General features: G+C 66.7%; 19 protein-coding genes and 1 pseudogene. 10 read left to right on the top strand and 10 right to left on the bottom strand.

Annotated features, from left to right (window positions below; all coding sequences use genetic code 11):
- Nucleotides 1-6: 6 nt before the first annotated feature.
- The 4 genes from urtD to urtA are packed head-to-tail and all read right to left on the bottom strand — an operon-like array spanning nucleotide 7 to nucleotide 4817.
- A complete protein-coding gene (gene urtD, locus ACH2CY_RS00285; protein ID WP_395014633.1) occupies nucleotides 7-753 on the bottom strand; it encodes an urea ABC transporter ATP-binding protein UrtD in 747 nt (248 codons plus the stop codon).
- Nucleotides 750-1874 (bottom strand): urea ABC transporter permease subunit UrtC, encoded by a 1125-nt coding sequence (gene urtC / locus ACH2CY_RS00280; RefSeq protein WP_395014631.1) that lies wholly within the window; start codon nucleotides 1872-1874, stop codon nucleotides 750-752. The genes urtD and urtC overlap by 4 nt, the downstream gene beginning before the upstream one ends.
- The gene (gene urtB, locus ACH2CY_RS00275; protein ID WP_395014630.1) at nucleotides 1871-3469 is read right to left on the bottom strand and encodes an urea ABC transporter permease subunit UrtB; all 1599 of its coding nucleotides are present in this window, start codon (nucleotides 3467-3469) and stop codon (nucleotides 1871-1873) included. The genes urtC and urtB overlap by 4 nt, the downstream gene beginning before the upstream one ends.
- Before the next feature lie 55 nt (nucleotides 3470-3524).
- A complete protein-coding gene (urtA, locus tag ACH2CY_RS00270) occupies nucleotides 3525-4817 on the bottom strand; it encodes an urea ABC transporter substrate-binding protein (RefSeq protein WP_395014628.1) in 1293 nt (430 codons plus the stop codon).
- A 258-nt stretch (nucleotides 4818-5075) separates the two neighbouring features.
- On the opposite strand from urtA, the gene ACH2CY_RS00265 reads away from it, so the two are divergent.
- The 7 genes and pseudogenes from ACH2CY_RS00265 (at nucleotide 5076) to ACH2CY_RS00235 (ending at nucleotide 14684) form a co-directional block, all read left to right on the top strand.
- Nucleotides 5076-8438 carry an ATP-binding protein gene (locus ACH2CY_RS00265; protein WP_395014627.1) on the top strand — a complete coding sequence of 1121 codons (3363 nt, stop codon included), beginning with the start codon at nucleotides 5076-5078 and terminating at the stop codon, nucleotides 8436-8438.
- A complete protein-coding gene (locus tag ACH2CY_RS00260) occupies nucleotides 8419-9375 on the top strand; it encodes a response regulator (protein WP_395014625.1) in 957 nt (318 codons plus the stop codon). Before ACH2CY_RS00265 ends, ACH2CY_RS00260 begins: the two co-directional genes overlap by 20 nt.
- A gap of 96 nt (nucleotides 9376-9471) precedes the next feature.
- Nucleotides 9472-10707 carry an LL-diaminopimelate aminotransferase gene (locus tag ACH2CY_RS00255; RefSeq protein ID WP_395014624.1) on the top strand — a complete coding sequence of 412 codons (1236 nt, stop codon included), beginning with the start codon at nucleotides 9472-9474 and terminating at the stop codon, nucleotides 10705-10707.
- A gap of 62 nt (nucleotides 10708-10769) precedes the next feature.
- Nucleotides 10770-11006, top strand: a pseudogene (locus ACH2CY_RS00250) (hypothetical protein); the annotation flags it as partial.
- A gap of 140 nt (nucleotides 11007-11146) precedes the next feature.
- Nucleotides 11147-12073, top strand: a complete 927-nt coding sequence (locus ACH2CY_RS00245; RefSeq protein WP_395014621.1) for a sensor histidine kinase — start codon at nucleotides 11147-11149, stop codon at nucleotides 12071-12073.
- Nucleotides 12070-13680 carry an ATP-binding protein gene (locus ACH2CY_RS00240; protein WP_395014619.1) on the top strand — a complete coding sequence of 537 codons (1611 nt, stop codon included), beginning with the start codon at nucleotides 12070-12072 and terminating at the stop codon, nucleotides 13678-13680. The genes ACH2CY_RS00245 and ACH2CY_RS00240 overlap by 4 nt, the downstream gene beginning before the upstream one ends.
- A 59-nt stretch (nucleotides 13681-13739) precedes the next feature.
- Nucleotides 13740-14684, top strand: coding sequence for a threonine/serine dehydratase (locus ACH2CY_RS00235; protein ID WP_395014616.1), 945 nt, complete (start codon nucleotides 13740-13742; stop codon nucleotides 14682-14684).
- 9 nt (nucleotides 14685-14693) lie between these two features.
- Here ACH2CY_RS00235 and ACH2CY_RS00230 read toward each other — a convergent pair whose 3' ends face one another.
- On the bottom strand, nucleotides 14694-15356 hold the full coding sequence (locus ACH2CY_RS00230; protein ID WP_395014614.1) for an ureidoglycolate lyase: 663 nt from the start codon (nucleotides 15354-15356) through the stop codon (nucleotides 14694-14696).
- Nucleotides 15357-15478: 122 nt separating this feature from the next.
- On the opposite strand from ACH2CY_RS00230, the gene ACH2CY_RS00225 reads away from it, so the two are divergent.
- Nucleotides 15479-15925 (top strand): DUF3775 domain-containing protein, encoded by a 447-nt coding sequence (locus ACH2CY_RS00225; RefSeq protein WP_395014611.1) that lies wholly within the window; start codon nucleotides 15479-15481, stop codon nucleotides 15923-15925.
- Nucleotides 15926-15928: 3 nt separating this feature from the next.
- Here the strand turns inward: ACH2CY_RS00225 and ACH2CY_RS00220 are convergent, their stop codons facing one another.
- Nucleotides 15929-16609, bottom strand: a complete 681-nt coding sequence (locus tag ACH2CY_RS00220; protein ID WP_395014609.1) for an ABC transporter substrate-binding protein — start codon at nucleotides 16607-16609, stop codon at nucleotides 15929-15931.
- Nucleotides 16610-16615: 6 nt separating this feature from the next.
- Nucleotides 16616-17038: a hypothetical protein gene (locus ACH2CY_RS00215; protein ID WP_395014607.1), complete on the bottom strand. Its 423-nt coding sequence runs from the start codon at nucleotides 17036-17038 to the stop codon at nucleotides 16616-16618.
- A 138-nt stretch (nucleotides 17039-17176) separates the two neighbouring features.
- On the opposite strand from ACH2CY_RS00215, the gene ACH2CY_RS00210 reads away from it, so the two are divergent.
- Nucleotides 17177-17854, top strand: a complete 678-nt coding sequence (locus tag ACH2CY_RS00210) for a hypothetical protein (RefSeq protein ID WP_395014605.1) — start codon at nucleotides 17177-17179, stop codon at nucleotides 17852-17854.
- Between the two features lie 84 nt (nucleotides 17855-17938).
- On the top strand, nucleotides 17939-18712 hold the full coding sequence (locus ACH2CY_RS00205; RefSeq protein ID WP_395014603.1) for a DeoR/GlpR family DNA-binding transcription regulator: 774 nt from the start codon (nucleotides 17939-17941) through the stop codon (nucleotides 18710-18712).
- Here ACH2CY_RS00205 and ACH2CY_RS00200 read toward each other — a convergent pair.
- Genes ACH2CY_RS00200 through ACH2CY_RS00190 form a run of 3 tightly spaced genes read right to left on the bottom strand, consistent with a single transcriptional unit; the run spans nucleotide 18709 to nucleotide 21900 of the window.
- A complete protein-coding gene (locus tag ACH2CY_RS00200; RefSeq protein WP_395014602.1) occupies nucleotides 18709-19749 on the bottom strand; it encodes a class II aldolase/adducin family protein in 1041 nt (346 codons plus the stop codon). The two genes, ACH2CY_RS00205 and ACH2CY_RS00200, sit on opposite strands and share 4 nt — an antisense overlap.
- A 22-nt stretch (nucleotides 19750-19771) precedes the next feature.
- Nucleotides 19772-20629, bottom strand: a complete 858-nt coding sequence (locus ACH2CY_RS00195; RefSeq protein WP_395014600.1) for a TIGR01459 family HAD-type hydrolase — start codon at nucleotides 20627-20629, stop codon at nucleotides 19772-19774.
- The gene (locus tag ACH2CY_RS00190; protein WP_395014597.1) at nucleotides 20626-21900 is read right to left on the bottom strand and encodes an FGGY-family carbohydrate kinase; all 1275 of its coding nucleotides are present in this window, start codon (nucleotides 21898-21900) and stop codon (nucleotides 20626-20628) included. Before ACH2CY_RS00190 ends, ACH2CY_RS00195 begins: the two co-directional genes overlap by 4 nt.

The raw sequence follows: 21900 nt of genomic DNA, 5'->3' as shown, positions 1-21900 counted from the left end.
GATCTTCTATCGCCCCAGATAGACTTCCACCACCCGCGGATCGGCGCTGACATGGTCGAGCGAACCTTCCGCCAGCACCGCGCCCTCATGCAGCACCGTCACCTTGACGTCGAGCGCGCGCACGAAGGCCATGTCATGCTCCACCACCACGACGCTCCGGGTCCGGTTGATCCGGCGCAGCAGGTCGGCGGTATCCGCCGTCTCGGCGTCGGTCATGCCGGCGACCGGCTCGTCCACCAGCAGCAACTCCGGTTCCTGGGCCAGCAGCATGCCGATCTCCAGCCACTGCTTCTGCCCATGCGAGAGCTCGCCGGCCAGGCGCTTGCGCACCGCCGAGAGGCGTACCGTCTCCAGGATCTCGTCGATCCGCGCCCGTTCTGACGGCGTCTCCCGCGCGAACAGCACGCGCCGCGGCGCCCGGTCGCCCTTGAGTGCGAGCAGCAGGTTGTCGGTGACGCTGTGCATCTCGAATACGGTCGGCTTCTGGAACTTGCGCCCGATGCCCAGTGTCGCGATCTCCGCTTCGTCCAGCCGGGTGAGATCGGAGGTCCCTCGGAACAGGGCCGTGCCGGTGTCCGGCCGGGTCTTGCCGGTGATCACGTCCATCATCGTGGTCTTGCCGGCGCCGTTGGGGCCGATCACCGCCCGCATCTCCCCCGGTTCGACCACGAAGGAGAGCGTGTTCAGCGCCCTGAATCCGTCGAAGCTCACGGTGACGCCGTCGAGATAAAGCAGCGCGTTGGTCTCGATCATTCGCCGGCCTCCGGCTGCTGCAGGGGCGCCGCGATCAGCGGCGGCTTCGCTTCCGCCTTGCGCGACGCCATCACGCGATCCCAGACCCCGACCACGCCTTTCGGCATGAACAAGGTCACCAGGATGAACAGCCCGCCCAGCGCGAACAACCAGAGCTCCGGCAGCGCGCCGGTGAAGATGGTCTTGCCGAGGTTGACCAGCACCGCGCCGATGATCGCGCCCACCAGGGTACCGCGACCGCCGACCGCGACCCAGATCACCGCCTCGATCGAATTGGCCGGCGCGAACTCGCCTGGATTGATGATCCCGACCTGCGGCACGTAGAGCGCGCCGGCGAGGCCGGCCATCACCGCCGAGAAGACGAAGACCGCGACCTTGTAGCGCTCGACCCGGTAGCCGAGGAAGCGCGCCCGGCTCTCGGCATCGCGGATCGCCACCAGCACCTTGCCGAACCGCGCCCCGACCAGGACGCGGCAGACCAGGTAGAACAGGCTGAGCAAGGCCGCGCTGGCGATCAGCAGGCCGGCATGCGTCGCGTCGGATTGCAGGCTGAAGCCGAGGAGGTCCTTGAAATCGGTGAGCCCGTTATTGCCGCCGAAGCCCATGTCGTTGCGAAAGAAGGCCAGCATCAGCGCATAGGTCAGCGCCTGGGTGATGATCGAGAGATAGACGCCGGTGACCCGGCTGCGAAAGGCGAGATAGCCGAAGACGAAGGCGAGCAGCCCCGGCGCCAGCGCCATGATCAGCAGCGCGAAGCCGAACTGGTCGAAGCCGTGCCAGTACCACGGCAGCTCCTTCCAATTGAGGAACACCATGAAATCCGGCAGCAGCGGATCGCCATAGACGCCGCGGCTCCCGATCTGCCGCATCAGGTACATGCCCATGGCATAGCCGCCGATCGCGAAGAAGGCGCCATGCCCAAGTGAGAGGATCCCGACATAGCCCCAGACCAGGTCGACGCTGAGCGCGAGCAATGCGTAGCAGAGATATTTGCCGAGCAAGGCCACGACGTAGCCCGGCACATGCAAAGCATGCTCCGCCGGCAGCAGGCTCAACAGCGCCACCGCCAGCGAGCCGCCCATGATGACGAGGGCCACGGAAGTGCTGCGCAGCGCGCTCATGACTCCACCGCCCGGCCCTTGACCGGGAAGAGGCCGCGCGGCCGGCGCTGGATGAACAGCACCAGCAGCACCAGAACCACGATCTTGCCGAGCACCGCGCCCGCCATCGGTTCCAGCAGTTTGTTGGCGACACCCAGGGACAGCGCACCCACCAGCGTGCCCCAGAGATTGCCGACCCCGCCGAACACAACGACCATGAAACTGTCGATGATGTGGCCCTGTCCGAGATTGGGGCTGACATTGTCGATCTGGCTCAGGGCGACGCCGGCGATCCCGGCGACGCCCGAACCCAAGCCGAAGGTCAGCGAATCCACCCAGCCGGTGCGGATCCCCATCGAGGCCGCCATGCGCCGGTTCTGCGTCACCGCCCGCATCTGCAGCCCGAGCGCGGTCTTCCTGAGCACCAAGGTCAGCAGCGCGAAGATCGCGACCGAGAACAGGATGATCCAGAACCGGTTATAGGTGATGGCAAGCCCGCCGAGCTGCATCGAGCCGCTCATCCAGGAGGGGTTGTCGACCTGGAGATTGGTCGGGCCGAAGATCGAGCGCATCGCCTGCTGCAGGACCAGCGAAAGGCCGAAGGTCGCGAGCAGGGTCTCGAGCGGCCGGCCATAGAGGAAGCGGATGATCGAGCGCTCGATCGCGATTCCGGCAGCGCCGCTGACCAGGAAGGCCGTCGGCACGGCGATCAGCAGCGCCAGATCGGAGAGGCCCGGCGCCATCGCCATCACCGCCTGCTGCACCACATAGGTCGTGTAGGCGCCGAGCATCACCATCTCGCCATGGGCCATGTTGATGACGCCCATGACGCCGAAGGTGATGGCAAGCCCGATCGCCGCCAGCAGCAGAACCGAACCCAGGCTCAGTCCGTAATAGACATTCTGCGCCGCCGACCACAGCGCCAGCGTCTGCTCGATTCCCTTCAGCGCCGCGTTCGCCGCCGCGGCGACGGCGGGCGCGCCATTGGCCGCCGCGGCATCCAGCAGCGACTTCGCATCCTCGTCGCCGCGCGCCGCGATCAGTTCCACGGCGGCGATCTTGTCCGCCTCCGCGGCATCGGGGGCCGCGAGCACGACCGCCGCCCGCGCCGCCTCGAAGGCGCGCTTCACGGCGGGGTCGGTCTCCTTGGCGATCGCGGCTTCGACCGCCGGCAACTGGGCCGGGTCCGGCGCGTGAAAGAGTGAGGCCGCGGCGTTGAGGCGCTTCGCCGGGTCCGGGGACAGGAGAGTCAACTGCCCCATCGCCGCCTCGATCGCGCGCCGGACCCGATTGTTGACCTTGACGGGTTTGAGGCCCGGCGGCATCTCGCCGGTCAGGTCGGCGCCGCTTCGTGCCGCCTTCGGGCTGCCGTCGTCGCCTTTGATGTAGAGCTGCTTGTCGGATGCGACCTGGAGGGCGCCTTCGTTCAAGGCGTCCAGGATCGCCGGGGCGGAAGCGTCGCCGCTGGCCGCCAGCGCTGCGATCGCTTTTTCGATCTCGTCGTATTTGCTGCTGGCGAAGCCGGCGAGGATGTCGTCGACCGGATCGGCCTCGGCCGGGCTCGCCGCGAGAGCGGCGAACAGCAGCAGCGCGCAACTGATCAGGAACCTACGCATGCTGATCCGCCGATCGGCGGCCGCGTCCCCAACGCGGCCGCCGGTCAGCCTTCCCTTACTGGGTCGCGACGGTTTCAGCGCCGCCGCACTTGCCGGTCTTCACGTTGAAGTTTCCGCAGGAGAGCGGCTTGCGCCAGTCGGAGATCAGGTCCTTCGAGCCGTCGAGATAATCGGACCACTCGTCGCCCGGCACCAGGCCGGAAGTCTGCCACACGGTGTCGAGCTGGCCGTCGGCCTGGATCTCGCCGATCAGCACCGGCTTGGTTATGTGGTGGTTCGGCATCATCGCCGAATAGCCGCCGGTCAGGTTCGGCACCGAGATGCCGATCATCGCGTCGATCACGGCGTCGGGATCGGTGGTGCCGGCCTTCTCCACCGCCTTCACCCACATGTTGAAGCCGATGTAATGGGCTTCCATCGGGTCGTTGGTGGTGCGCTTGTCGTTCTTGGTGAACTTGTGCCATTCGTCGATGAAGGCCTTGTTCTCCGGCGCGTCCACGCTCATGAAGTAATTCCAGGCCGCCAGATGTCCGACCAGCGGCTTGGTGTCGAGGCCGGCCAGCTCTTCCTCGCCGACCGAGAAAGCGACCACCGGGATGTCGGTCGCCTTGACGCCCTGGTTGCCGAGCTCCTTGTAGAAGGGCACGTTGGCGTCGCCGTTGACGGTGGAGACCACGGCGGTCTTCTTGCCGGCCGAGCCGAACTTCTTGATGTTGCCGACCTCGGTCTGCCAGTCGCTGAAGCCGAACGGCGTGTAGTTGACCATGATGTCCTCGGCCGGCACGCCCTTCATCTTCAGATAGGCCTCGAGGATCTTGTTGGTGGTGCGCGGGTAGACGTAATCGGTGCCTTCCAGCACCCAGCGCTTCACCCCTTCCTCGTTCATCAGGTAATCGACCGCCGGGATCGCCTGCTGGTTCGGCGCGGCGCCGGTGTAGAAGACGTTGCGCGAGCTCTCCTCGCCCTCGTATTGCACCGGGTAGAACAGGATGCCGTTATCCTGCTCGAACACCGGCAGCACGGATTTGCGGCTGACCGAGGTCCAGCAGCCGAAGGTCGCGGCGACCTTGTCGACTTCCAGGAGCTGCTTCGCCTTCTCGGCGAAGAGCGGCCAGTTCGAAGCCGGGTCGACCACGACCGCTTCCAGCTTCTTGCCGAGCAAGCCGCCCTTGGCGTTCTGCTGCTCGATCAGCATCAGCATGACGTCTTTCAGAGTCGTCTCGCTGATCGCCATCGTACCCGACAGCGAATGCAGGATGCCGACCTTGATTGTCTCTTCGGCCGAGGCGGTGCCGGCCGCGAAGGTGACCGCGAACGCGCCAGCCAATGCCAATTTTGTCTTTCCCATCTTCATCCTAGTCTCCATTGCTGAGAAGCCGTCCCATGTTGCGTTGCATTATTCGAGGCTCATCCTTAGGGCGAAGCGGCTTCCCCGCCGGCCCCGCATCAGCGGAAAAACCTCGGCTTTTCTGATTGTTAACTCCATCTAACACCCGGATGACAAAGCCGGGTATGGGGCATTTGACGTATATTGCAACGCAGCAACAGTGCGGCGCATACTCGTCCCCAGCGCCAAACGCGGGGACGGAGGCTGAGCGCTTAGGGGATGACCGGTCGGCAGCGCATTGCCCGGGTCCGGCGGCAATACAATCAATGGGTCGGCAACCAGACCCTGGAGGACTACGCGCTCCGCTTCACCGCGCATGAGGCGCGGCGCTGGTCGCTGTTCCGGGTCTCCAACACGGCGCTGGGCGCGATCTCCTTCCTGGCCTGCGAGGCGATCGGCGGCGCGCTCACGCTGGCTTACGGATTCGACAACACGGTGATGGCGATCGCCATCGTCGGTGTCCTCATTTTCCTGACCGGCTTGCCGATCAGCTATACCGCCAGCAAATACGGCGTCGATGTCGATCTGCTGACCCGCGGCGCCGGTTTCGGCTATATCGGCTCCACCATCACCTCGCTGATCTACGCTTCATTCACCTTTCTCCTCTTCTCGGTGGAAGCGGTGATCATGGCGCTGGCGCTGGAGATGTGGTTCGCGATGCCGCTCTGGGTCGCCTATATCATCTGCGCCCTGGTAGTGATCCCGATCGTCACCTACGGCATCCGCCTGATCAGCGGGCTGCAGGTCTGGACCCAGCCGATCTGGCTGATCCTGCAATTCGCCCCGCTCCTCTATATCGGCTTCAGCGACGCCCCGGCGCTCCACGACTGGACCACCTTCGTCGGGTCGCAGGAGACCGCCGGCGGCTTCGACCTGATCCTGTTCGGCCTCGCCGCCTCCACCTTGCTCTCCTTCGCGCCGCAGATCGGCGAGCAGGCCGACTATCTCCGCTTCCTTCCCTCGCCGAAGCCGGAAGGCGGATTGCGCGCCCGCCTGCTCTGGTGGGCGGCTTTGCTGCCGTCGGGGCCCGGCTGGATCTTCCTCGGCGCGATCAAGCTGCTGGCGGGCTCCTTCCTCGCCGTCCTCGCCTTGAAATACGGTGTGCCGGTCGAGCGCGCCGCCGAGCCGACCCAGCTCTTCAAGGTCGCCTTCGAAGCCATGTCGCTCTCGCCCCAGACCGCGATCGTGCTGACCGGCATCTTCGTCATCACCTGCCAGCTCAAGATCAACGTCACCAACGTCTATGCGGGCTCGATCGCCTGGTCGAACTTCTTCTCGCGGCTGACCCACAGCCATCCCGGCCGCGTGGTCTGGGTGGTGTTCAACGCGCTGCTTGCTCTGCTGCTGATGGAGCTCGGCATCTTCCAGGCGATCGAGAAGATCCTCGGCCTCTATTCCAACTTCGCGGTCGCCTGGATCGGCGCGCTGGTCGCCGATCTCGTCATCAACAAGCCGCTCGGCCTCTCACCCAAGGGCATCGAGTTCCGGCGCGCCCATCTCTTCGACATCAACCCGGTCGGGGTCGGCGCGATGCTGGTCTCGATCCTGCTCTCGACCTCGGCCTATTTCGGCCTGTTCGGCGCGGCCCTGCAGGCGCTGGCCGCCTTCGTCGGCCTGTTCACCGCGATCGCCGCGGCGCCGCTGATCGCGCTCTGGACCCGGGGGCGTTACTACATCGCCCGCGCACCGGAGACCGAATGGGGCGGCGCCAAGGCGGTGCGCTGCTGCATCTGCGAGCACCAGTTCGAGCGCGAGGACATGTCCTATTGCCCGGCCTATGCCGGGCCGATCTGCTCGCTCTGCTGCACCCTCGACGCCCGCTGCCACGATCTCTGCAAGACCAACAGCCGCTTCACCGACCAGCTGCAGCTGGCGCTGCGCAAGGTCCTGCCCGCGCAGATGGCGATCGGCCTCAACTCGCGGCTCGGCCGCTTCGCCGGCCTGTTCCTGACCTTCAACCTCGTAATCGCCGGCACCTTGCTGCTGATCGGCCTGTTCCAGGGCACCGCCGGCATCGCGGCGGACACCGCGACCGTCCACACCACCCTGCTCTCGGTCTATTTCGCCCTGTTCGGCATCGCCGGCATCGTCGCCTGGCTGATGGTCCTCGCGCACGAAAGCCGGCAGGTCGCCGAGGAAGAAACCGAGCGCCAGACCCAGATGCTGACTCATGAGATCGAGGCACATGAACGCACCTACGACCAGTTGCAGAAGGCGAAGAGCGTGGCGGAGGCGGCCAACACCGCCAAGAGCCGCTACATCGTCGGCGTCAGCCACGAGATTCGCGCACCCTTGAACGCGGTCTTCGGCTATGCGCAGCTGATGGAGCGCGACGCCGCCTTGTCGGCCCATACCCAGGACGCGGTGCGGGTCATCCGCCGCAGCTCCGAGCATCTGTCGACCCTGGTGGACGGCCTGCTCGACATCGCGAAGATCGAGGCCGGGCGCCTGCAATTGAACCGCGACCGCATCGCCTTGACAGAACTCCTCGAGCAGCTGGTCGACATGTTCCGAATCCAGGCCGGCGCCAAGGGCATCCAGTTCCGCTACGAGCCCTCGCCGCAGTTGCCGCCCTATGTCTTCGCCGACGAGAAACGCCTGAAGCAGGTGCTGATCAACCTGCTTTCCAACGCGATCAAGTACACGCGCCAGGGCGGCGTGGTGTTCCGCGCCCGGCACCGCGGCCAGATTTCCGAGTTCGAGATCGCCGATACCGGGATCGGCATCGAGGCCGGCGATCTCGGCCGCATCTTCCAGCCGTTCGAGCGCGGCAAGACCGCGAGCGCGCTCGGCGTGCCCGGGACCGGTCTCGGTCTCACCATCACCAAGCTGCTGGCCGAGATCATGGGCGGCGAGGTTTCGGTCGAAAGCACGCCCGGCGAGGGCAGCCTGTTCCGCGTGCGGCTGATGCTCTCCGAGGCGCCGGCGCCGGTCGTGGCGGTGCGCCAGCGGCGGATCATCGGCTATCGCGGCCGCCGGAGGAAGGTGCTGGCGGCCGACGACGATATCGGCCATCTCGATCTCCTGAACGAATTGCTGACCCCCTTGGGCTTCGATCTCACCACCGCGCAGAACGGCGAGATCTGCCTGGAGCGCGCCGCGGAGAATCCGCCTGACCTCGCGCTGCTCGACCTCACCATGCCCGACATGAACGGCTGGGAGGTGGCGCGCCGGCTGCGCGAGCGGACGCGCGCGATCCCGATCATCATCGTCTCGGCCAATGCCGACGAGCAGATGCAGGCCCATGCCTTCGACGACACCGCCTTCGTCACCAAGCCGATCGAGGTCAATCACCTGCTGGCTGCGATCCGCGACGCGCTCGGCCTCGACTGGATCCATGACGAGGACCAGGCGGCCAAATCGGAGACCGCGGCACCCCTGCCGATGCAGCATCTCGCCGACCTGCACCGGCTCGGCAAGATCGGCTATGTGCGCGGCATCGAGGCCAAGCTCGACGAGGTCGCGGGCGGCAGCCCGGAGCATGCCACGATCATCGCCGAGCTGCGCAACCTGGTGCGCAATTTCGAGCTGAAGCAATACATGGCGCGGCTGGAGAGCCTGCTTGAGCGCGCCGCTTCCTGAGGACGCCGTGGAGCCCAAGCGCGACATCATCCTGGTGGTCGATGAGTCGCCGGACACGCTCGGCTTCCTCACCCAGGCGATCGAGAGCACCGGGGCGACCGTCCTGGTGGCGCTCGACGGCGAGAGCGCGCTCAGCCTGACCGAGCAGGTGACGCCCGATCTCATCCTGATGGATGCGGTGATGCCGGGGATCGGCGGCTTCGAGGCCTGCCGCCGCCTGAAGGGCATCGACCATCTCGCGCATGTGCCGGTCATCTTCATGACGGGCCTTTCCGAGACCGAGCATATCGTGCGCGGGCTTGAGGTCGGCGGCGTCGATTATCTCACCAAGCCGATCGTGATCGACGAGCTGATCGCCCGGGTGCGGGTCCATCTCCGGAATGCCCGGCGCTCGGCCGCGGCGCATTCGGCGCTGGATGCGACCGGCCGCTTCCTGCTCTCCGTGACGCCGGAGGGCCGGCTGCGCTGGTCGACGCCCCAGGCGGTGCGCCTGCTGCGCCAGATCTCGCCCGAGGCCCGCGAGACCGATTTCCGCCTGCCCGCCGAGATCGTCGGCTGGATGACCCGCGCGGCCGAGGGCGGCCCCGACCACGCCACCCACATCTGGGGCACGGAGGCGCGCAAGGTCGAGCTTGCCTATCTCGGCCAGGTCCAGGCCGGCGAGCGCCTGCTGCGCGTCACCCAGGTCGAGCCCAGGCAGGATGTCGAGCGGCTGCGCCGCCACTTCGCGCTGACCGGACGCGAGGCCGAGGTGCTGCTCTGGATCGCCCGCGGCAAGTCCAACAAGGACATCTCGACCGTGCTCGGCATCAGCCCGCGCACGGTCAACAAGCACCTGGAGCAGATTTTCGAGAAGCTCGGCGTCGAGAACCGCGCCTCGGCCGCCGCGCTCACCATCCAGGCGCTGCACAGGCTGGAAGCCGGTCTCCTCTCTTAAGATGAGAGCGGTACACAGCTCGCGGGTGAGAAAGCGTTTGGCGATGCCGACTTTCTTTGAAAAAATGCGCTTATCGCTTTACGAGAGCCGGGACCGATGACCGACAACGAGTTCTACCGCACCAAGCGCCTGCCGCCTTACGTCTTCGCCGAGGTCAACAAGCTCAAGGCCGCCGGGCGGGCCGCCGGTCAGGACATCGTCGATTTCGGCATGGGCAATCCCGACATGCCGCCGCCCAAGCATGTCATCGACAAGCTGACCGAGACCCTGGCCGACCCCCGCGTCCACCGCTATTCCAACTCCCGCGGCATCCCGGGATTGAGGAAGGCGCTCTCCGCCTACTACGCCCGCCGCTTCAACGTCGAGATCGACCCCGAGCGCGAGGCGATCGTCACCCTGGGCTCGAAGGAAGGCCTCGCCAACCTCGCCCAGGCGATCACCAGCCCCGGCGACATCATCCTGGCGCCGAACCCCTCCTACCCGATCCACGCCTTCGGCTTCATCATCGCCGGTGCGGCGATCCGCTCGATCCCGTTCAAGCCGGGCCCGGAGTTCATGAACGCGATGGACCGCGCGGTGCGCCACTCGGTGCCGAAGCCGGTCGCGGTGGTGATCAACTATCCCAGCAACCCGACCGCCGAGATGGCGAGCCTCGACTTCTATGCCGAGGTGGTCGCCTTCTGTCGGCGACACGGCATCTACATCATCTCCGACATCGCCTATTCGGAGCTCTATTTCGACGGCGTGCCGCCGCCATCCGTTCTCCAGGTGCCGGGCGCGAAAGAGATCGCGGTCGAGTTCACCTCGCTTTCCAAGACCTATTCGATGCCGGGCTGGCGGATCGGGTTCTGCGCCGGCAACGCCAAGCTGATCGGCGCTTTGGCGCGGGTGAAGTCCTATCTCGACTACGGCGCCTTCACGCCGATCCAGGTGGCGGCGACCGCGGCCTTGAACGGCCCGCAGGATTGCGTCGATGAGATGCGCGCCCGCTACAAGAGCCGCCGCGACGTGCTGATCGAGGGCCTGCGCGCGGCCGGCTGGCCGGTCGATCCGCCGGCGGGCTCGATGTTCGCCTGGGCGCCGATCCCGGAGCGCTTCCAGCACCTCGGCTCGCTCGATTTCTCCAAGCTCCTGCTGACCGAGGCCAATGTCGCGGTGGCGCCCGGCACCGGCTTCGGCGAGCAGGGCGACGGCTTCGTTCGCTTTGCCCTGGTCGAGAACGAGGCCCGTACCCGCCAGGCGATCCGCAGCATCAAGGCCTTCCTCAAGACCGCCCAAGGGTCCGTCGGGGCGCCGGTCGACCTGAGCAAGGTCCGCGCCGCCAGAGGTTGACTGCCGCGGCTGAGCCTTCTCACGCAGCGATGCCCTGATCGACGGTTTCGGCGTGCGCGGATGCGCGGAGGATCGCCTTCCTGCGCGATCACCAGCTCGTGCTCCGGGAAGCCTCGGAGGAGGGTTGCATTAGGTCCGGCAGCATGGCTTGGTCCCGGCTTGGTGGCCGGGCCGGGCCGTCGCGTTCTAAGCTGCCGTTCGGATTGGTCTTTGTCGATTTTGTGACCGACCGCACAAGGCAGCCGAAAGCCGGCTTCGCCAAGCTTCGCGCTGTGGCTGGAACCGGCGATCCGGTCTAGATTTCAGTAAGGATTGGAGACTATCGGTAACTGGAAGTTAACCATTCCCGGCCGATATCAGTAGGAGCTTTTTCGGGTCGCGTTTGGGACTGGGGAGTTGGGCGCCGTTGCGCCCGATCGAGGGAGCGGAGGAAAGGGTTATGCGACCGTATTTTCGTCCGTCTTCCGGCCGCCGGTCGCTGCTTGCCGAATATTCCAGCCAGTTGGGCATCCTGGTCCGCCGCCACCACGCCGAGATGGGACTGGTCGCCGCCCGCCAGGAAGCCGAGCGCAATGCCGAGATCATGCATGCCGCGATGCTCGGCGCCGAGGCGGCCAACCGCGCCAAGACCGAGTTCCTCGCCAATATGAGCCACGAGCTCCGCACGCCGCTGAACGCGATCATCGGCTTCTCGCAGCTGATGACCAACCCGGCCCAGGCGACCAACCCGGCCCGGGTCACCTCTTATGCCAAGGACATCCACACCGCCGGCGAGCACCTGCTGCGCGAGGTGAACCGCATCCTCGACCTTGCGAAGATCGAAGCCGGCCGCGCCGAGCTGCACGAGGAATGGTTCAGCCCCGCGGAAGCCGTCGAGATCCCGGTCTCCTTCGTGCGGCCGCAGGCCGACGGCGCCGGGCAGACCCTGGCCGTTTCGATGTCGGAGACCCTGCCGCAGCTCTATGCCGACCAGCAGTATTTCAAGCAGATCCTGATCAACCTGCTCTCCAACGCGGTCAAGTTCACGCCGCGCGGCGGCAAGGTGACGCTCTCCGCCGCGGTCGCGCCCGACGGCTGGCTCAATGTCTCGGTCTCGGATACCGGCATCGGCATCGCCGAGGAGGACATCTGGAAGGCGCTGGTGCCGTTCGCCCAGGTCTCCAGCGACTTGAGCCGCAAATACGAGGGCACCGGCCTCGGCCTGCCCTTGAGCAAGGGCTTCGTCGAGATGCACGGCGGCACCCTGAAGATCGACAGCGAGCCCGGCAGCGGCACCACCGTCACGGTTCGCTTCCCGCCGGATCGCACCCGCGCCGCTTCACCCGCACATGCCCACCAGCCGTCTCCGGAAAGTCTGACCAGATGAACGAAGCCGCTCCTCTCACCGCAGATCTCCAGGCGACGCGCATCGGGCGCGTGGTGTCGGTCTCCGGCAGCCAGCTGATCACGCTCTTGGACCAGCATATCGGCGGCGATGACGACAACCCGGCGAGCCGCAAGCCGGACATCGGCGAGGTCGTCAACGTCCGTACCTCCACCACCATCGCCTTCGGCCTGGTGACCGGCTTGAGCATTCCGATCCCCGAGCAGATCGAAGGCAAGGCCGAGCTCCGCATCATGGAGCTGGAGCTCATCGGCGAGATCGAGCATGACGGCATCTTCCGCCGCGGCGTCTCCACCTTCCCGGGCCTCGGCGACGGCGTCTTCCACACCTCGCGCGAGGACTTGCGCCGGGTCTTCATGCGCGCCGGCGACAACGGTGTGCGGATCGGCGTCGTCAACCAGGACAAGTCGATCCCGGCCTGCGTCATGGTGGACGAGCTCCTCGGCAAGCATTTCGCCGTGCTCGGCACCACCGGCACCGGCAAGTCCTGCGCGGTCGCCGTGATCCTCAGGAACATCCTGGCCGCGCACAGCAAGGCGCATATCGTCGTCCTCGACCAGCACAACGAGTTCGCGCCGGCCTTCGGCGACATGGCCGAGCAGATCACGCCCGCTGACCTGCAGCTGCCCTACTGGCTGCTGAATTTCGAGGAGATGAAGCAGCTGATCATCGGCGACGCCAGCCAGACGCCGGAAATCGACTCCGTCATCCTCCATCAGGTGATCGTGCAGGCGAAGCGCAACCTGCTGGCGGTCCGCGATACCACCTCGACGGTCACCGTCGATACGCCGGTGCCCTACCGCCTGTCGGAAGTGACCCAGCTGCTAGACGAAGCCATGGGCAAGCTCGACCGGCCGGTCGATTCCGCGCCCTACTTGCGGATTCGCGAGCAGTTCCTCAGCCTGCAATCCGACCGCCGCTTCTCCTTCATGTTCCCGGGCGTCACCGTGCGCGACAACATGGCGGCGATCCTCTCGCGCCTGTTCCGCATCCCGGTCCGCGACAAGCCGGTCACCGTGATCGACACCTCCGGCATTCCCTCGGAAGTCCTCAACGTCGTGGTCTCGCTGCTCTGCCGCATGACCTTCGACTTCGCGCTCTGGAGCGACCAGACCGTGCCGATCCTGCTGGTCTGCGAGGAAGCGCACCGTTACGCGCCCTCCGAAGACAAGACCATCTTCGAGCCCACGAAGCGCGCGCTCTCGCGCATCGCCAAGGAAGGCCGCAAATACGGCGTCTCGCTCTGCTTGGTGAGCCAGCGTCCGTCGGAGCTGGCCTCGACCGTGCTCTCCCAGTGCAACACCATCTTCGCGCTCCGGATGAGCAACCAGAAGGACCAGGAATTCCTGCGCGCCGCCATGCCGGAATCCGGCATCGGCCTCTTGGACGAGCTGCCGTCGCTGCGCAACGCCGAGGCGATTGCGGTCGGCGAAGGCGTGCCGATCCCGACCCGGATCTGCTTCGACGAGCTGCCCAGCGACGGCCGCCCGCGCAGCAAGACCGCGCCCTTCTCGACCGCCTGGGCCACCGAGGTCAGCTCGGATTCCTTCCTGCAGAACGTGGTCAGCCGCTGGCGCAACCAGCGCTGATCGGGCATCCTGCGGCTTCCTTTTCTCTCTAAGGCCGCAGCCGCGGCAATGGATTCCGCATGACCGAACAGCCCTTCGACCGCGCGGCGATCGCCGCCGTCGCGGACATCATCCGTCCCCATATCCGCCGCACCCCGGTGATCGCGGTCGATGCGGCGGATTTCGGCCTGCCCAGCAGGCCGCTGACCTTCAAGCTCGAACTCATGCAGCATGCCGGCTCGTTCAAGAGCCGCGGCGCCTTCACCCATCTGCTGACGCGCGAGATCCCGAAGGCCGGCGTGGTCGCGGCTTCCGGCGGCAATCACGGCGCCGCGGTCGCTTTTGCCGCGAAGCGCCTGGGCGTGCCGGCGCGGATCTATGTGCCGGAGATCTCTTCCCCGGCGAAGATCGCCCGCATCCGGAGCTACGGCGCCGATCTCATCGTCGGCGGCGCGCGCTATTCCGACGCCTATGCCGCGTCGGAGACCTGGGCCAAGGAGCATGGCGCGCTCACCGTCCATGCCTTCGACCAGCGCGAGACCATGCTGGGCCAGGGCACCCTCGCCAAGGAACTGGAGGAGCAGGCGCCGGAGATCGACACCCTGCTGGTCGGCGTCGGCGGCGGCGGCCTCATCGCCGGCATCGCCGCCTGGTATCGCGGCAAGGTCAAGGTGGTCGGCGTCGAGCCTGAGCTGGCGCCGACTCTCACCAAGGCGCTGGCCGCCGGTAAGCCGGTCGATGCCGAAGCCGGCGGCATCGCCGCGGATTCGCTGGCGCCGAAGCAGATCGGCGCAGAAGTATTCCCGATCGCCCGCGATCACGTCGCCGCGGTCGTGCTGGTGGCGGACGACGCGATCCGCGCCGCGCAGAAAGCGCTCTGGGACGTGCTCCGCGTCGTCGGCGAACCCGGCGGCAGCGCCGCCACCGCCGCCCTGCTCTCCGGCCGCTACCAGCCAGAGGACGGCGAGCGCGTGGGCATCGTGATCAGCGGCGGCAACACCGTCGCCGTGGATTTCGACCGCTAGACTGCTCGGTTACCGGATGAGCGGCGCGCCGAGATAGCAGCCGAACTCGTTCGGGAAGTTGGCGCTGACCCGCGCATGCACCCTTCCCTGGCGGCCGAAATAGCGGCCGATGTCGGTGGCCGGGAAGACGCCGTCATGCCAGACGTTGGGGTGAAGATAGAGCCCCTTCGAGCCGTCGAACCAGAAGGCCTTGAAGTCCTGCGGCGTCACGTCGTCGCCGGGCAGGGCCAGCGGGACGACGAAGGGCGCCTTCTCCAGCGGAAAGAACATCTGCCCGCCATCGGGATGATAGTTCGCGCGCCACATCAGCGCGCGATGCCGGCCGAGGGTCGCGTTGGTCTCCGAGGCCTGGCTCGGCAGACAGCTCCAGCCGAGCACATAGTCGCCGCCGACCGCATGGTTCTGGGCCTTCAGGATGTCGCCGACCCATTGGCAGGCGAAGATGCCTTCGGTGGTGCCGCCCTCGTCGCCGCTGTTGGGATCGACCGGGCGCCAGCCCTGCGCCGGCCAGCGCACGATCTCGATTATCTGCTTCTCCGGGTCGCTGACGACCTCGCCGTAACCGGCGAGGCTCGCGGGCGTCCCCTCGATCAGCGGCAGGTCGAGCACCGGCATATCCGGCATGCTGTTGCCTTCGGGTTTGAGGTTCGGCATCGTGACGTGCATCTGCATATTCCGGTTCCCCTTCGATCCGCGGGACAAAGTAACGCCGGAATGTGACAGTTCGGCGGCGGCGGTGGTGGAACCGCCGCGCAGTGGGATCGTTGAGCGAGCGAAACCAGACGGAGGAAGGGATGGCGAAACGGCCTGAGAGAGACGCAGCGGAAGACCCGGTCGAGCTGGTGGTGGATCCAGAGACGGTATGCTTCCTGATCGTCAAGGCGCGGGAGTTCGACGTGAAGGTCGATCCCGAGGACACGGATTCCGGCTCAAACCCCTCCGACGACGGCGACATCGACGTGCTGGAGGACCGGCGCGACGACCCGACCTATGCCGAGCTCATGGGCACGCTCGAAGCGCTGAACGAGGATGAGCTTTCCGACCTGGTGGCGATGACCTGGATCGGCCGCGGCGACTACGACGCCGAGGACTGGGAAGAGGCCAAGGAACAGGCCCGCCAGCGCGGTGTCAAGGGGACGGCGGAATACCTGCTCGGCACACCGCTGCTGGGCGACTTCCTGGAGAGCGGCTTCAACGACCTCGGCTATTCCTGCGAGGACATCGAGGAAGCGCACCTCTAGGCGTCATTTGGTCGTCACGTTGACGCCGACCACGCTATCCCACTGCTGGGTGATGATCTCCTTGGCCTTGCCCTGCTGTTCCAGGGTCGGGAACAGCGCCTTGGCATAGTTGTCGGCGGGCGGCAGCTTCTCCATCAGCGCCGGCGGCACGACGTTGCGCTTCACCAGGTCGTCGAAGCGCGCCGGGTGGCAATAGCCGTTCAGCCAGGCAAGCTGCGATTCATCGGAATAGAGATGCTCCATCCAGAGCTTCGCGGCGTTCGGGTGCGGCGCATAGGCGCTGATCGCCTGGACATAGACGCCGGCGACGATGCCGGTCTTCGGCACCACGACCGCGACCTCGGGATTGCCCTTCAGCGTGTCGCGATCGCCGAGCGCCAGATAATCCCAGCGGATCACGATCGGCGTCGTGCCTAAGGCCAGGGTCGAGGCGCCGCCGCTGGCCGGCACGAAGTTGCCCGAGAGGTTCAGCTGCTTGAAGAACTGCAGCCCGGCATCGGCCGCCTTGTCGATCTCGCCGCCGGTGGACGACAGGCCCGAGGCGAAGACCGCCTGGATCGATTCATTCGAGCTCCGGGGGTCGCCGTCCAGCGCCACCTGGTCCTTGTATTCCGGCTTCAGCAGGTCCGGCCAATCGGCGGGGATATTCTTGATCAGGTCCTTGTTCACCTCGAAGGCGAGCACGCCGTACTAGTCGCCGTACCAGTAGCCTTCCGGATCCTTCTGCTCGTCCGGGATCGAATCCCAGGTCGAGACCTTGTAGGGCTGCAGCAGGCCGTCCTTCTTCGCCGAAGGACCGAAGGAAAGGCCGACATCGATCACGTCCGGCGCCTGCGGGCCGGTGCTGCCCCGGTTGGCCTTGATGGCCTCGATCTCGTCGCCCGACCCGGCATCGGGATTGAGCTCGTTCAGGGTCAGGAAGGGATATTGCTTCTTGAAGGAATCGATCACGTCGCCGTAGCGGCACCAGTCATGCGGCACGGCGATGATCGTCAGCTCGCCCTCTTGCTTCGCGGCCTCGATTAGCGCGGCCGAAGGCTCGGCCCGGGCAGCACCCCAGGTCGCGGCCAGCAAGGCCAGCGCCGCCGATCCCAGCAACAGATTCCGCTTCATCTCGCGTCTCCCGCCAACTTTTCCATTCGGCGGACGCTAAACATCAGGACTGTTGAATCTCAACATCACTATCTGTAACTTCACACAACTATAACAGAGTGACTGTGTAACGCAAAACATCTCTGGCCGAAGGCCTCAATGGACTTCATCTTCATGCTGACGCGGCAGGATCGGACGGTCGCCGACTGCCTCGATCTCTTCCGGCTGATCCGGCCGCTCGGCTTGAAGCATATCGGCTTCAAGGATGTCGGGGTTTCCCCGACCACCCTGGCAGCTTTGCGTGACGAGATCCGCGCCAGCGGCGCCTTGAGCTACATGGAAGTCGTCAGCACCACGCCGGAGACCTGCCTCGCCTCGGCCCATATCGCGGCCGATCTCGGAGTCGACTGCGTCTTGGGCGGCACCGATGTCGTCGCGATTCAGGACATCCTCCGTAAGGCGGAGGCGCGCTTCTACCCGTTCGCCGGATATCCGCGCGGGCACCCGACCAAGCTCGCCGGAACGCCGCCGGATATCGAGGCGCATTGCCGCGACTTCGTGGCGAAGGGTTGCGCCGGCGCGGACCTGCTGGCCTATCGCGCGACTGAGGCCGATCCAATCGCCTTGATTCGCGCGGCCAAGAAGGGGCTCGGCGAGAAGCGCCTGATCGTCGCCGGCAGCATCGTCTCCCGGGCGCAGATCCGCGCCATCGGCGAGGCCGGCGCCGACGCCTTCACTGTCGGCTCGGCGGTGCTGGACGGCAGCTACGCGCCCGGCATGGGCTCGGTCCTGTCGCAGCTTGCCGCCATCCGGGACGACCTGGAGCCCGCGCGATGATGTCGCGGCACGAGGATTCTTGCCAAAGTCGTCGGCCCTCGCCAATCTGGCTGCCACCGAAGCCAGGGGGCGTTGCACGTGGCGATGAACGAAGTGGTTAAGCTCTCCAAGAAAGACCGGCAGGACCGGATCCTGACCGAGCTCAGGGTCTCTACGACGATCCGAATTTCCGATCTCGCCGCCGAGCTCGGCGTCTCCTATGAGACGATTCGCCGCGACCTCGAGGAGATGGGCCAGAGCGGCCTGATCAACCGCACCTATGGCGGCGCCGTGGTGCGCCCGTTCGGCTTCGAGCCGGCCTGGAACGAGCGCTTCAACGCGATGACCGAGGAGCGCGAGCGGATCGCCGCCACCGCCGCCGGCCTGATCGAGCCCCGCGAAGTGCTGATGATCGACGCCGGCTCGACCACCCTGCATTTCGCCCGGCGGCTGGCCGCGGAGGCGAAGAACCTCACCATCGTCACCAACTGCTTCGCGGTGGCGATGGCCTTCTCGACCAACCCGACGATCACCGTCCTCTCCTGCCCCGGCCAGTACGATTCGCACGAAGGCAGCGTCACCGGACCGGACACGCTCGCCTATCTCGCGCGCTTCAACGCCAACCGGGCGGTGATCGGCGCCAGTGGCATCACGCTGGAAGGGCCGAACGACGTCCATTCCAGCGCCGTGGCAATCAAGCGCGCGATGATGGCGCGGTCGCAGGAGCATATCCTGTTGCTCGACCATTCGAAGTTCGAGCTGCCCAATCTCGAGGTGGTCTGCCCGCTGACCGACATCCACCGCCTGGTGACCAACCAGCCGCCGCCGGCGGAGCTGGGCGCCGCACTCCAAAAGGCGCGGGTCGAAATCCTCTATTAGGCCGAGCGCGCCTTCATCATCTGCTGGCGATAGCGCTCGGCATCCCAGTTGAGCAAGGCCTGCTCTTCCGGCGCAGGCAGGTAGCGCAGCTTCGCGCCGTCCGGAAACCGCGCCACCACCAGACCGAGGCAGACCAGCATCGCTTCGGCGCCGGCGCTCGCATCCTGGCGGATAACGGCGCCGGCCCCCGGCACCAGCAGCGCCACCGGCGGCGGCACCGACTGCGACTCCGCCTGCGCGACGAGCTGCGCGAGATCGCCGTCTGCGGCCAGGCTCGGCAAGGCCGGCCCGAGGAAGACCACATGGTCCGGATAGAGCGAGCCCTTGGTGGCGAGCGCGAAATTCCGCGGGTTGGTGGCGAGGCCGTGGCAGACCTCGTCATGGGCCGGGCGATAGGCGTTGCCGCTGCAAATCCGATGCAAGGCCCGGAGATCGCCGGCCGGCGCGCTGCGCGGCTTCAGCTCGAGACGGCGTTCGACATCGGCGATCAGCGCCTCGGCGGCATCGCAGGTCTCGGCACCGACCAGCAGCCCGTGATTGCCGAGGATCAGCACGTCGGCGCGGGTCTTCGCGGTGTGCTCGGCGACCACCTGGCTCAGCGGCAGGCCGGGCCGGCGATAGGGCAGCTGCCGCCAGGCGAGACCCTGCAGCCGCTTTTCCAGTTCGGCCTCGACGCCTTCCAGCGCCGCCCAGGCGATCGTATTCACGGCATGGACATGCAGCACGACCGGATGCGGCATCAGCGCATGCAGCGAGGTCTCGATCGAGGCACGCAAGGTGACTTCGCCGAAGCCGCCGGCGACCGGCATCTTCTCGTTGCCCGCCGCCAAGGCCGCCCGCGCGCCGGCCAGCTCGACCGGCACGAACATGTCCTTCTCCTTGGCCTCGGAGAGCCAGGCGCCCGAGGCCTTCACCCAGAGCACGTCGTCCTGCTTGACCGAGCTGTTCCCGCCCGCCCCCTGCACCAGCAGGATATTGGCGCCGACGCGGGCCGACATGCGGCGCAGGTCGTCGAGGAATCCGGGTTGCTGCATCATGTCCTCTTTCTCACCAAAACTCTTACCAGACCAGGCGATCGATCGCCCAATGCGGCATCCGCGCCTCCGATCCCGCCAATCGCCGGATGCTGGCGGCAAGATCGGTCGAACCGGCCAGCGCCTCGCGGTGCACGCCGGAGGTGGTCAGCAAGGTCAGGATGCCGGCACCGCGCCCACCGAGAATATCATGGTCGAGCGAATCCCCGACCATCAGCACACGCCGCGGATCGGGGTTGCCGAGCGCCTGCAGGGCCGCCTCGAACATGATCCGATAGGGCTTGCCGATATAGGCGACCTTGCCGCCGAGGCCTTCATAGGACTGGGCCAATGCACCGGGCGCCGGCAACAGCCCTTGCGGCGAGAACATGGTGATGTCGGGATTGGCGCAGATCATCAGCACGTTCCGCGCGGCCGCGCCGGCCGGGCGATCGGTCCAGGCGCCCGGATCGGCCTGGTCGTCGTCCAGTCCCGCCAGCAGGATGAACTCCGCCGCCCCGAGCGCCACCAGCTCGAGGTCGAGGCCGTCGACCACGCCGCGGTCGCCGTCGCGGCTCAGCAGGAAACAGCGCCGGCCGACCTGGGTGAAGGGCACCGCCTTGCGGTCGCGCAAGCCCTGCCAGGCGACCTCGCCCGAGGAGAGCACGCCGTCATAGGACTCCGCCGGCAGTCCCTTCTTGGCGAGGCGCTCAAGGTTGTCTTCCGGCCGCTTTCCGGAATTGGTGAGAACGAGGATTCGCTTGCCCCGTTCATGCAAGGCGGCGACGCAGTCCCGCGCCTCGGCGAAGACATCCTTGCCGTGATGCAGAACGCCGTATTGATCGAGCAGCACATGGTCGAAGCGATCGGCGATCTGCTGGAGGCCGGTGATGACTTGCGTCATGGCGGCCCCGCATGCAGCGCCAGCAGCGCCGCGCCGTAGCTGGCTTCGGTCTGCTCGGCGATCGTCACCGGCACGCCGAGCAGGCGGTGCCGGATCTCGCTCCAGGCGGCGTTCTTGGCGCCGCCGCCGATCGAGATCACCCGCCGCAAGGCCGGGGCGCCCAATTCGCCAAGGCGGCGATAGGCCATCGCCTCCACCGCGGCCACGCCTTCAAGCAGGCCCTGGAAGAAGGTCACATCGTCCGCCGGCCGCGGCGTTACCCGCGGCGGCAGATTGGGATCGGCGATCGGGAAGCGCTCACCCGGCTTGGGCAGGGGGTAATAGTCGAGACCGGTCGGCTGCGCGGGCTTGAGCCTCGGCGTCATCGCCTCCAGCTCGGCAGCCGAAAAATGCGCCAGCAGTGCGGCGCCGCCGGTGTTCGAAGCACCGCCGGCCAGCCAGCGGTCGCCGAGCCGATGCGAATAGATCCCCTGGTCGGCCGCGAAGACCGGCTTCTCGGCCAGCAGCTTCACCACCAGTGTCGTTCCGAGCGAGGTCACTGCATCGCCCGGCGCGCTGGCGCGGGTGGCGATGAAGGCCGCGACGCCGTCGGTCGTGCCGGCATGAATCCGGGTCGACGACGAGAGGCCGAGCCGCCGCGCCATCATCGGATCGATCGTACCAATTTCGGCGCCGGGCACGCGGACCTGCGGCAGCAGCGCGCGCGGAACATTCAGCCGGTCCAGCCAATCCGGCCAGCGCCGGGTCACCGGGTCATAGCCGAGCTTGAGCGCATTATTCTCGTCGCTGCCGTCGAAGCGCCCGGTCAAGCGCCCGGCGATCCAATCGGCCTGGTGCAGCGCGTGCTTCGCCTTGTCGCCGCCGCGTGACAGCAGATGCAGCAGCTTCGCCAGCGCCGAGCTGCGGCCATGGGCGCCGCTCTCGGCCGGTGCAACGCCGCCGATCCGCGCGGCCTCCGCACCGGCGCGGGCATCGTTGTACATGAGCCCCGGCGTCAGCGGTTTGCCGTCACCGTCGGTGAGCAGCAGGGTTCCCGACGTGCCATCGACGGAGATGCGTTGGATCGCCGCGCGATCGACACTAAGCTTGCCGATGGTCTCGACCACGGCATCCCACCAGAGTGCCGGCTCCTGGTCGATTGCATCGCCGTCCTGGCGCGGCGCCGGCAGTGCCGTGGTGGCGATGCCGACGATCCGGGCATCGGCGTCTAACGCACAGGCGCGCACGCCGCCGGTGCCGAGATCGATGCCGAGGAAGAGGTCCTGTGCCAT

Source organism: Dongia sp. (assembly GCF_041905885.1).
Classification (GTDB): Bacteria; Pseudomonadota; Alphaproteobacteria; order Dongiales; family Dongiaceae; genus Dongia.
The sequence above is the reverse complement of the archived record's forward strand: the minus strand, read 5'-3'. Positions and strand labels throughout refer to the sequence as shown.

Excerpts from the sequence above, each read along its gene's own strand:
- urtD (WP_395014633.1), bottom strand. The coding sequence starts at position 753 with ATGATCGAGACCAACGCGCTGCTTTATCTCGACGGCGTCACCGTGAGC.
- ACH2CY_RS00205 (WP_395014603.1), top strand. The coding sequence starts at position 17,939 with ATGAACGAAGTGGTTAAGCTCTCCAAGAAAGACCGGCAGGACCGGATC.
- ACH2CY_RS00245 (WP_395014621.1), top strand. The coding sequence starts at position 11,147 with ATGCGACCGTATTTTCGTCCGTCTTCCGGCCGCCGGTCGCTGCTTGCC.
- ACH2CY_RS00255 (WP_395014624.1), top strand. The coding sequence starts at position 9,472 with ATGACCGACAACGAGTTCTACCGCACCAAGCGCCTGCCGCCTTACGTC.
- ACH2CY_RS00215 (WP_395014607.1), bottom strand. The coding sequence starts at position 17,038 with ATGAAGCGGAATCTGTTGCTGGGATCGGCGGCGCTGGCCTTGCTGGCC.
- ACH2CY_RS00195 (WP_395014600.1), bottom strand. The coding sequence starts at position 20,629 with ATGACGCAAGTCATCACCGGCCTCCAGCAGATCGCCGATCGCTTCGAC.
- ACH2CY_RS00240 (WP_395014619.1), top strand. The coding sequence starts at position 12,070 with ATGAACGAAGCCGCTCCTCTCACCGCAGATCTCCAGGCGACGCGCATC.
- ACH2CY_RS00190 (WP_395014597.1), bottom strand. The coding sequence starts at position 21,900 with ATGGCACAGGACCTCTTCCTCGGCATCGATCTCGGCACCGGCGGCGTG.
- urtB (WP_395014630.1), bottom strand. The coding sequence starts at position 3,469 with ATGCGTAGGTTCCTGATCAGTTGCGCGCTGCTGCTGTTCGCCGCTCTC.
- urtA (WP_395014628.1), bottom strand. The coding sequence starts at position 4,817 with ATGGGAAAGACAAAATTGGCATTGGCTGGCGCGTTCGCGGTCACCTTC.
- ACH2CY_RS00230 (WP_395014614.1), bottom strand. The coding sequence starts at position 15,356 with ATGCAGATGCACGTCACGATGCCGAACCTCAAACCCGAAGGCAACAGC.
- ACH2CY_RS00210 (WP_395014605.1), top strand. The coding sequence starts at position 17,177 with ATGGACTTCATCTTCATGCTGACGCGGCAGGATCGGACGGTCGCCGAC.
- ACH2CY_RS00200 (WP_395014602.1), bottom strand. The coding sequence starts at position 19,749 with ATGATGCAGCAACCCGGATTCCTCGACGACCTGCGCCGCATGTCGGCC.
- urtC (WP_395014631.1), bottom strand. The coding sequence starts at position 1,874 with ATGAGCGCGCTGCGCAGCACTTCCGTGGCCCTCGTCATCATGGGCGGC.
- ACH2CY_RS00235 (WP_395014616.1), top strand. The coding sequence starts at position 13,740 with ATGACCGAACAGCCCTTCGACCGCGCGGCGATCGCCGCCGTCGCGGAC.
- ACH2CY_RS00265 (WP_395014627.1), top strand. The coding sequence starts at position 5,076 with ATGACCGGTCGGCAGCGCATTGCCCGGGTCCGGCGGCAATACAATCAA.
- ACH2CY_RS00225 (WP_395014611.1), top strand. The coding sequence starts at position 15,479 with ATGGCGAAACGGCCTGAGAGAGACGCAGCGGAAGACCCGGTCGAGCTG.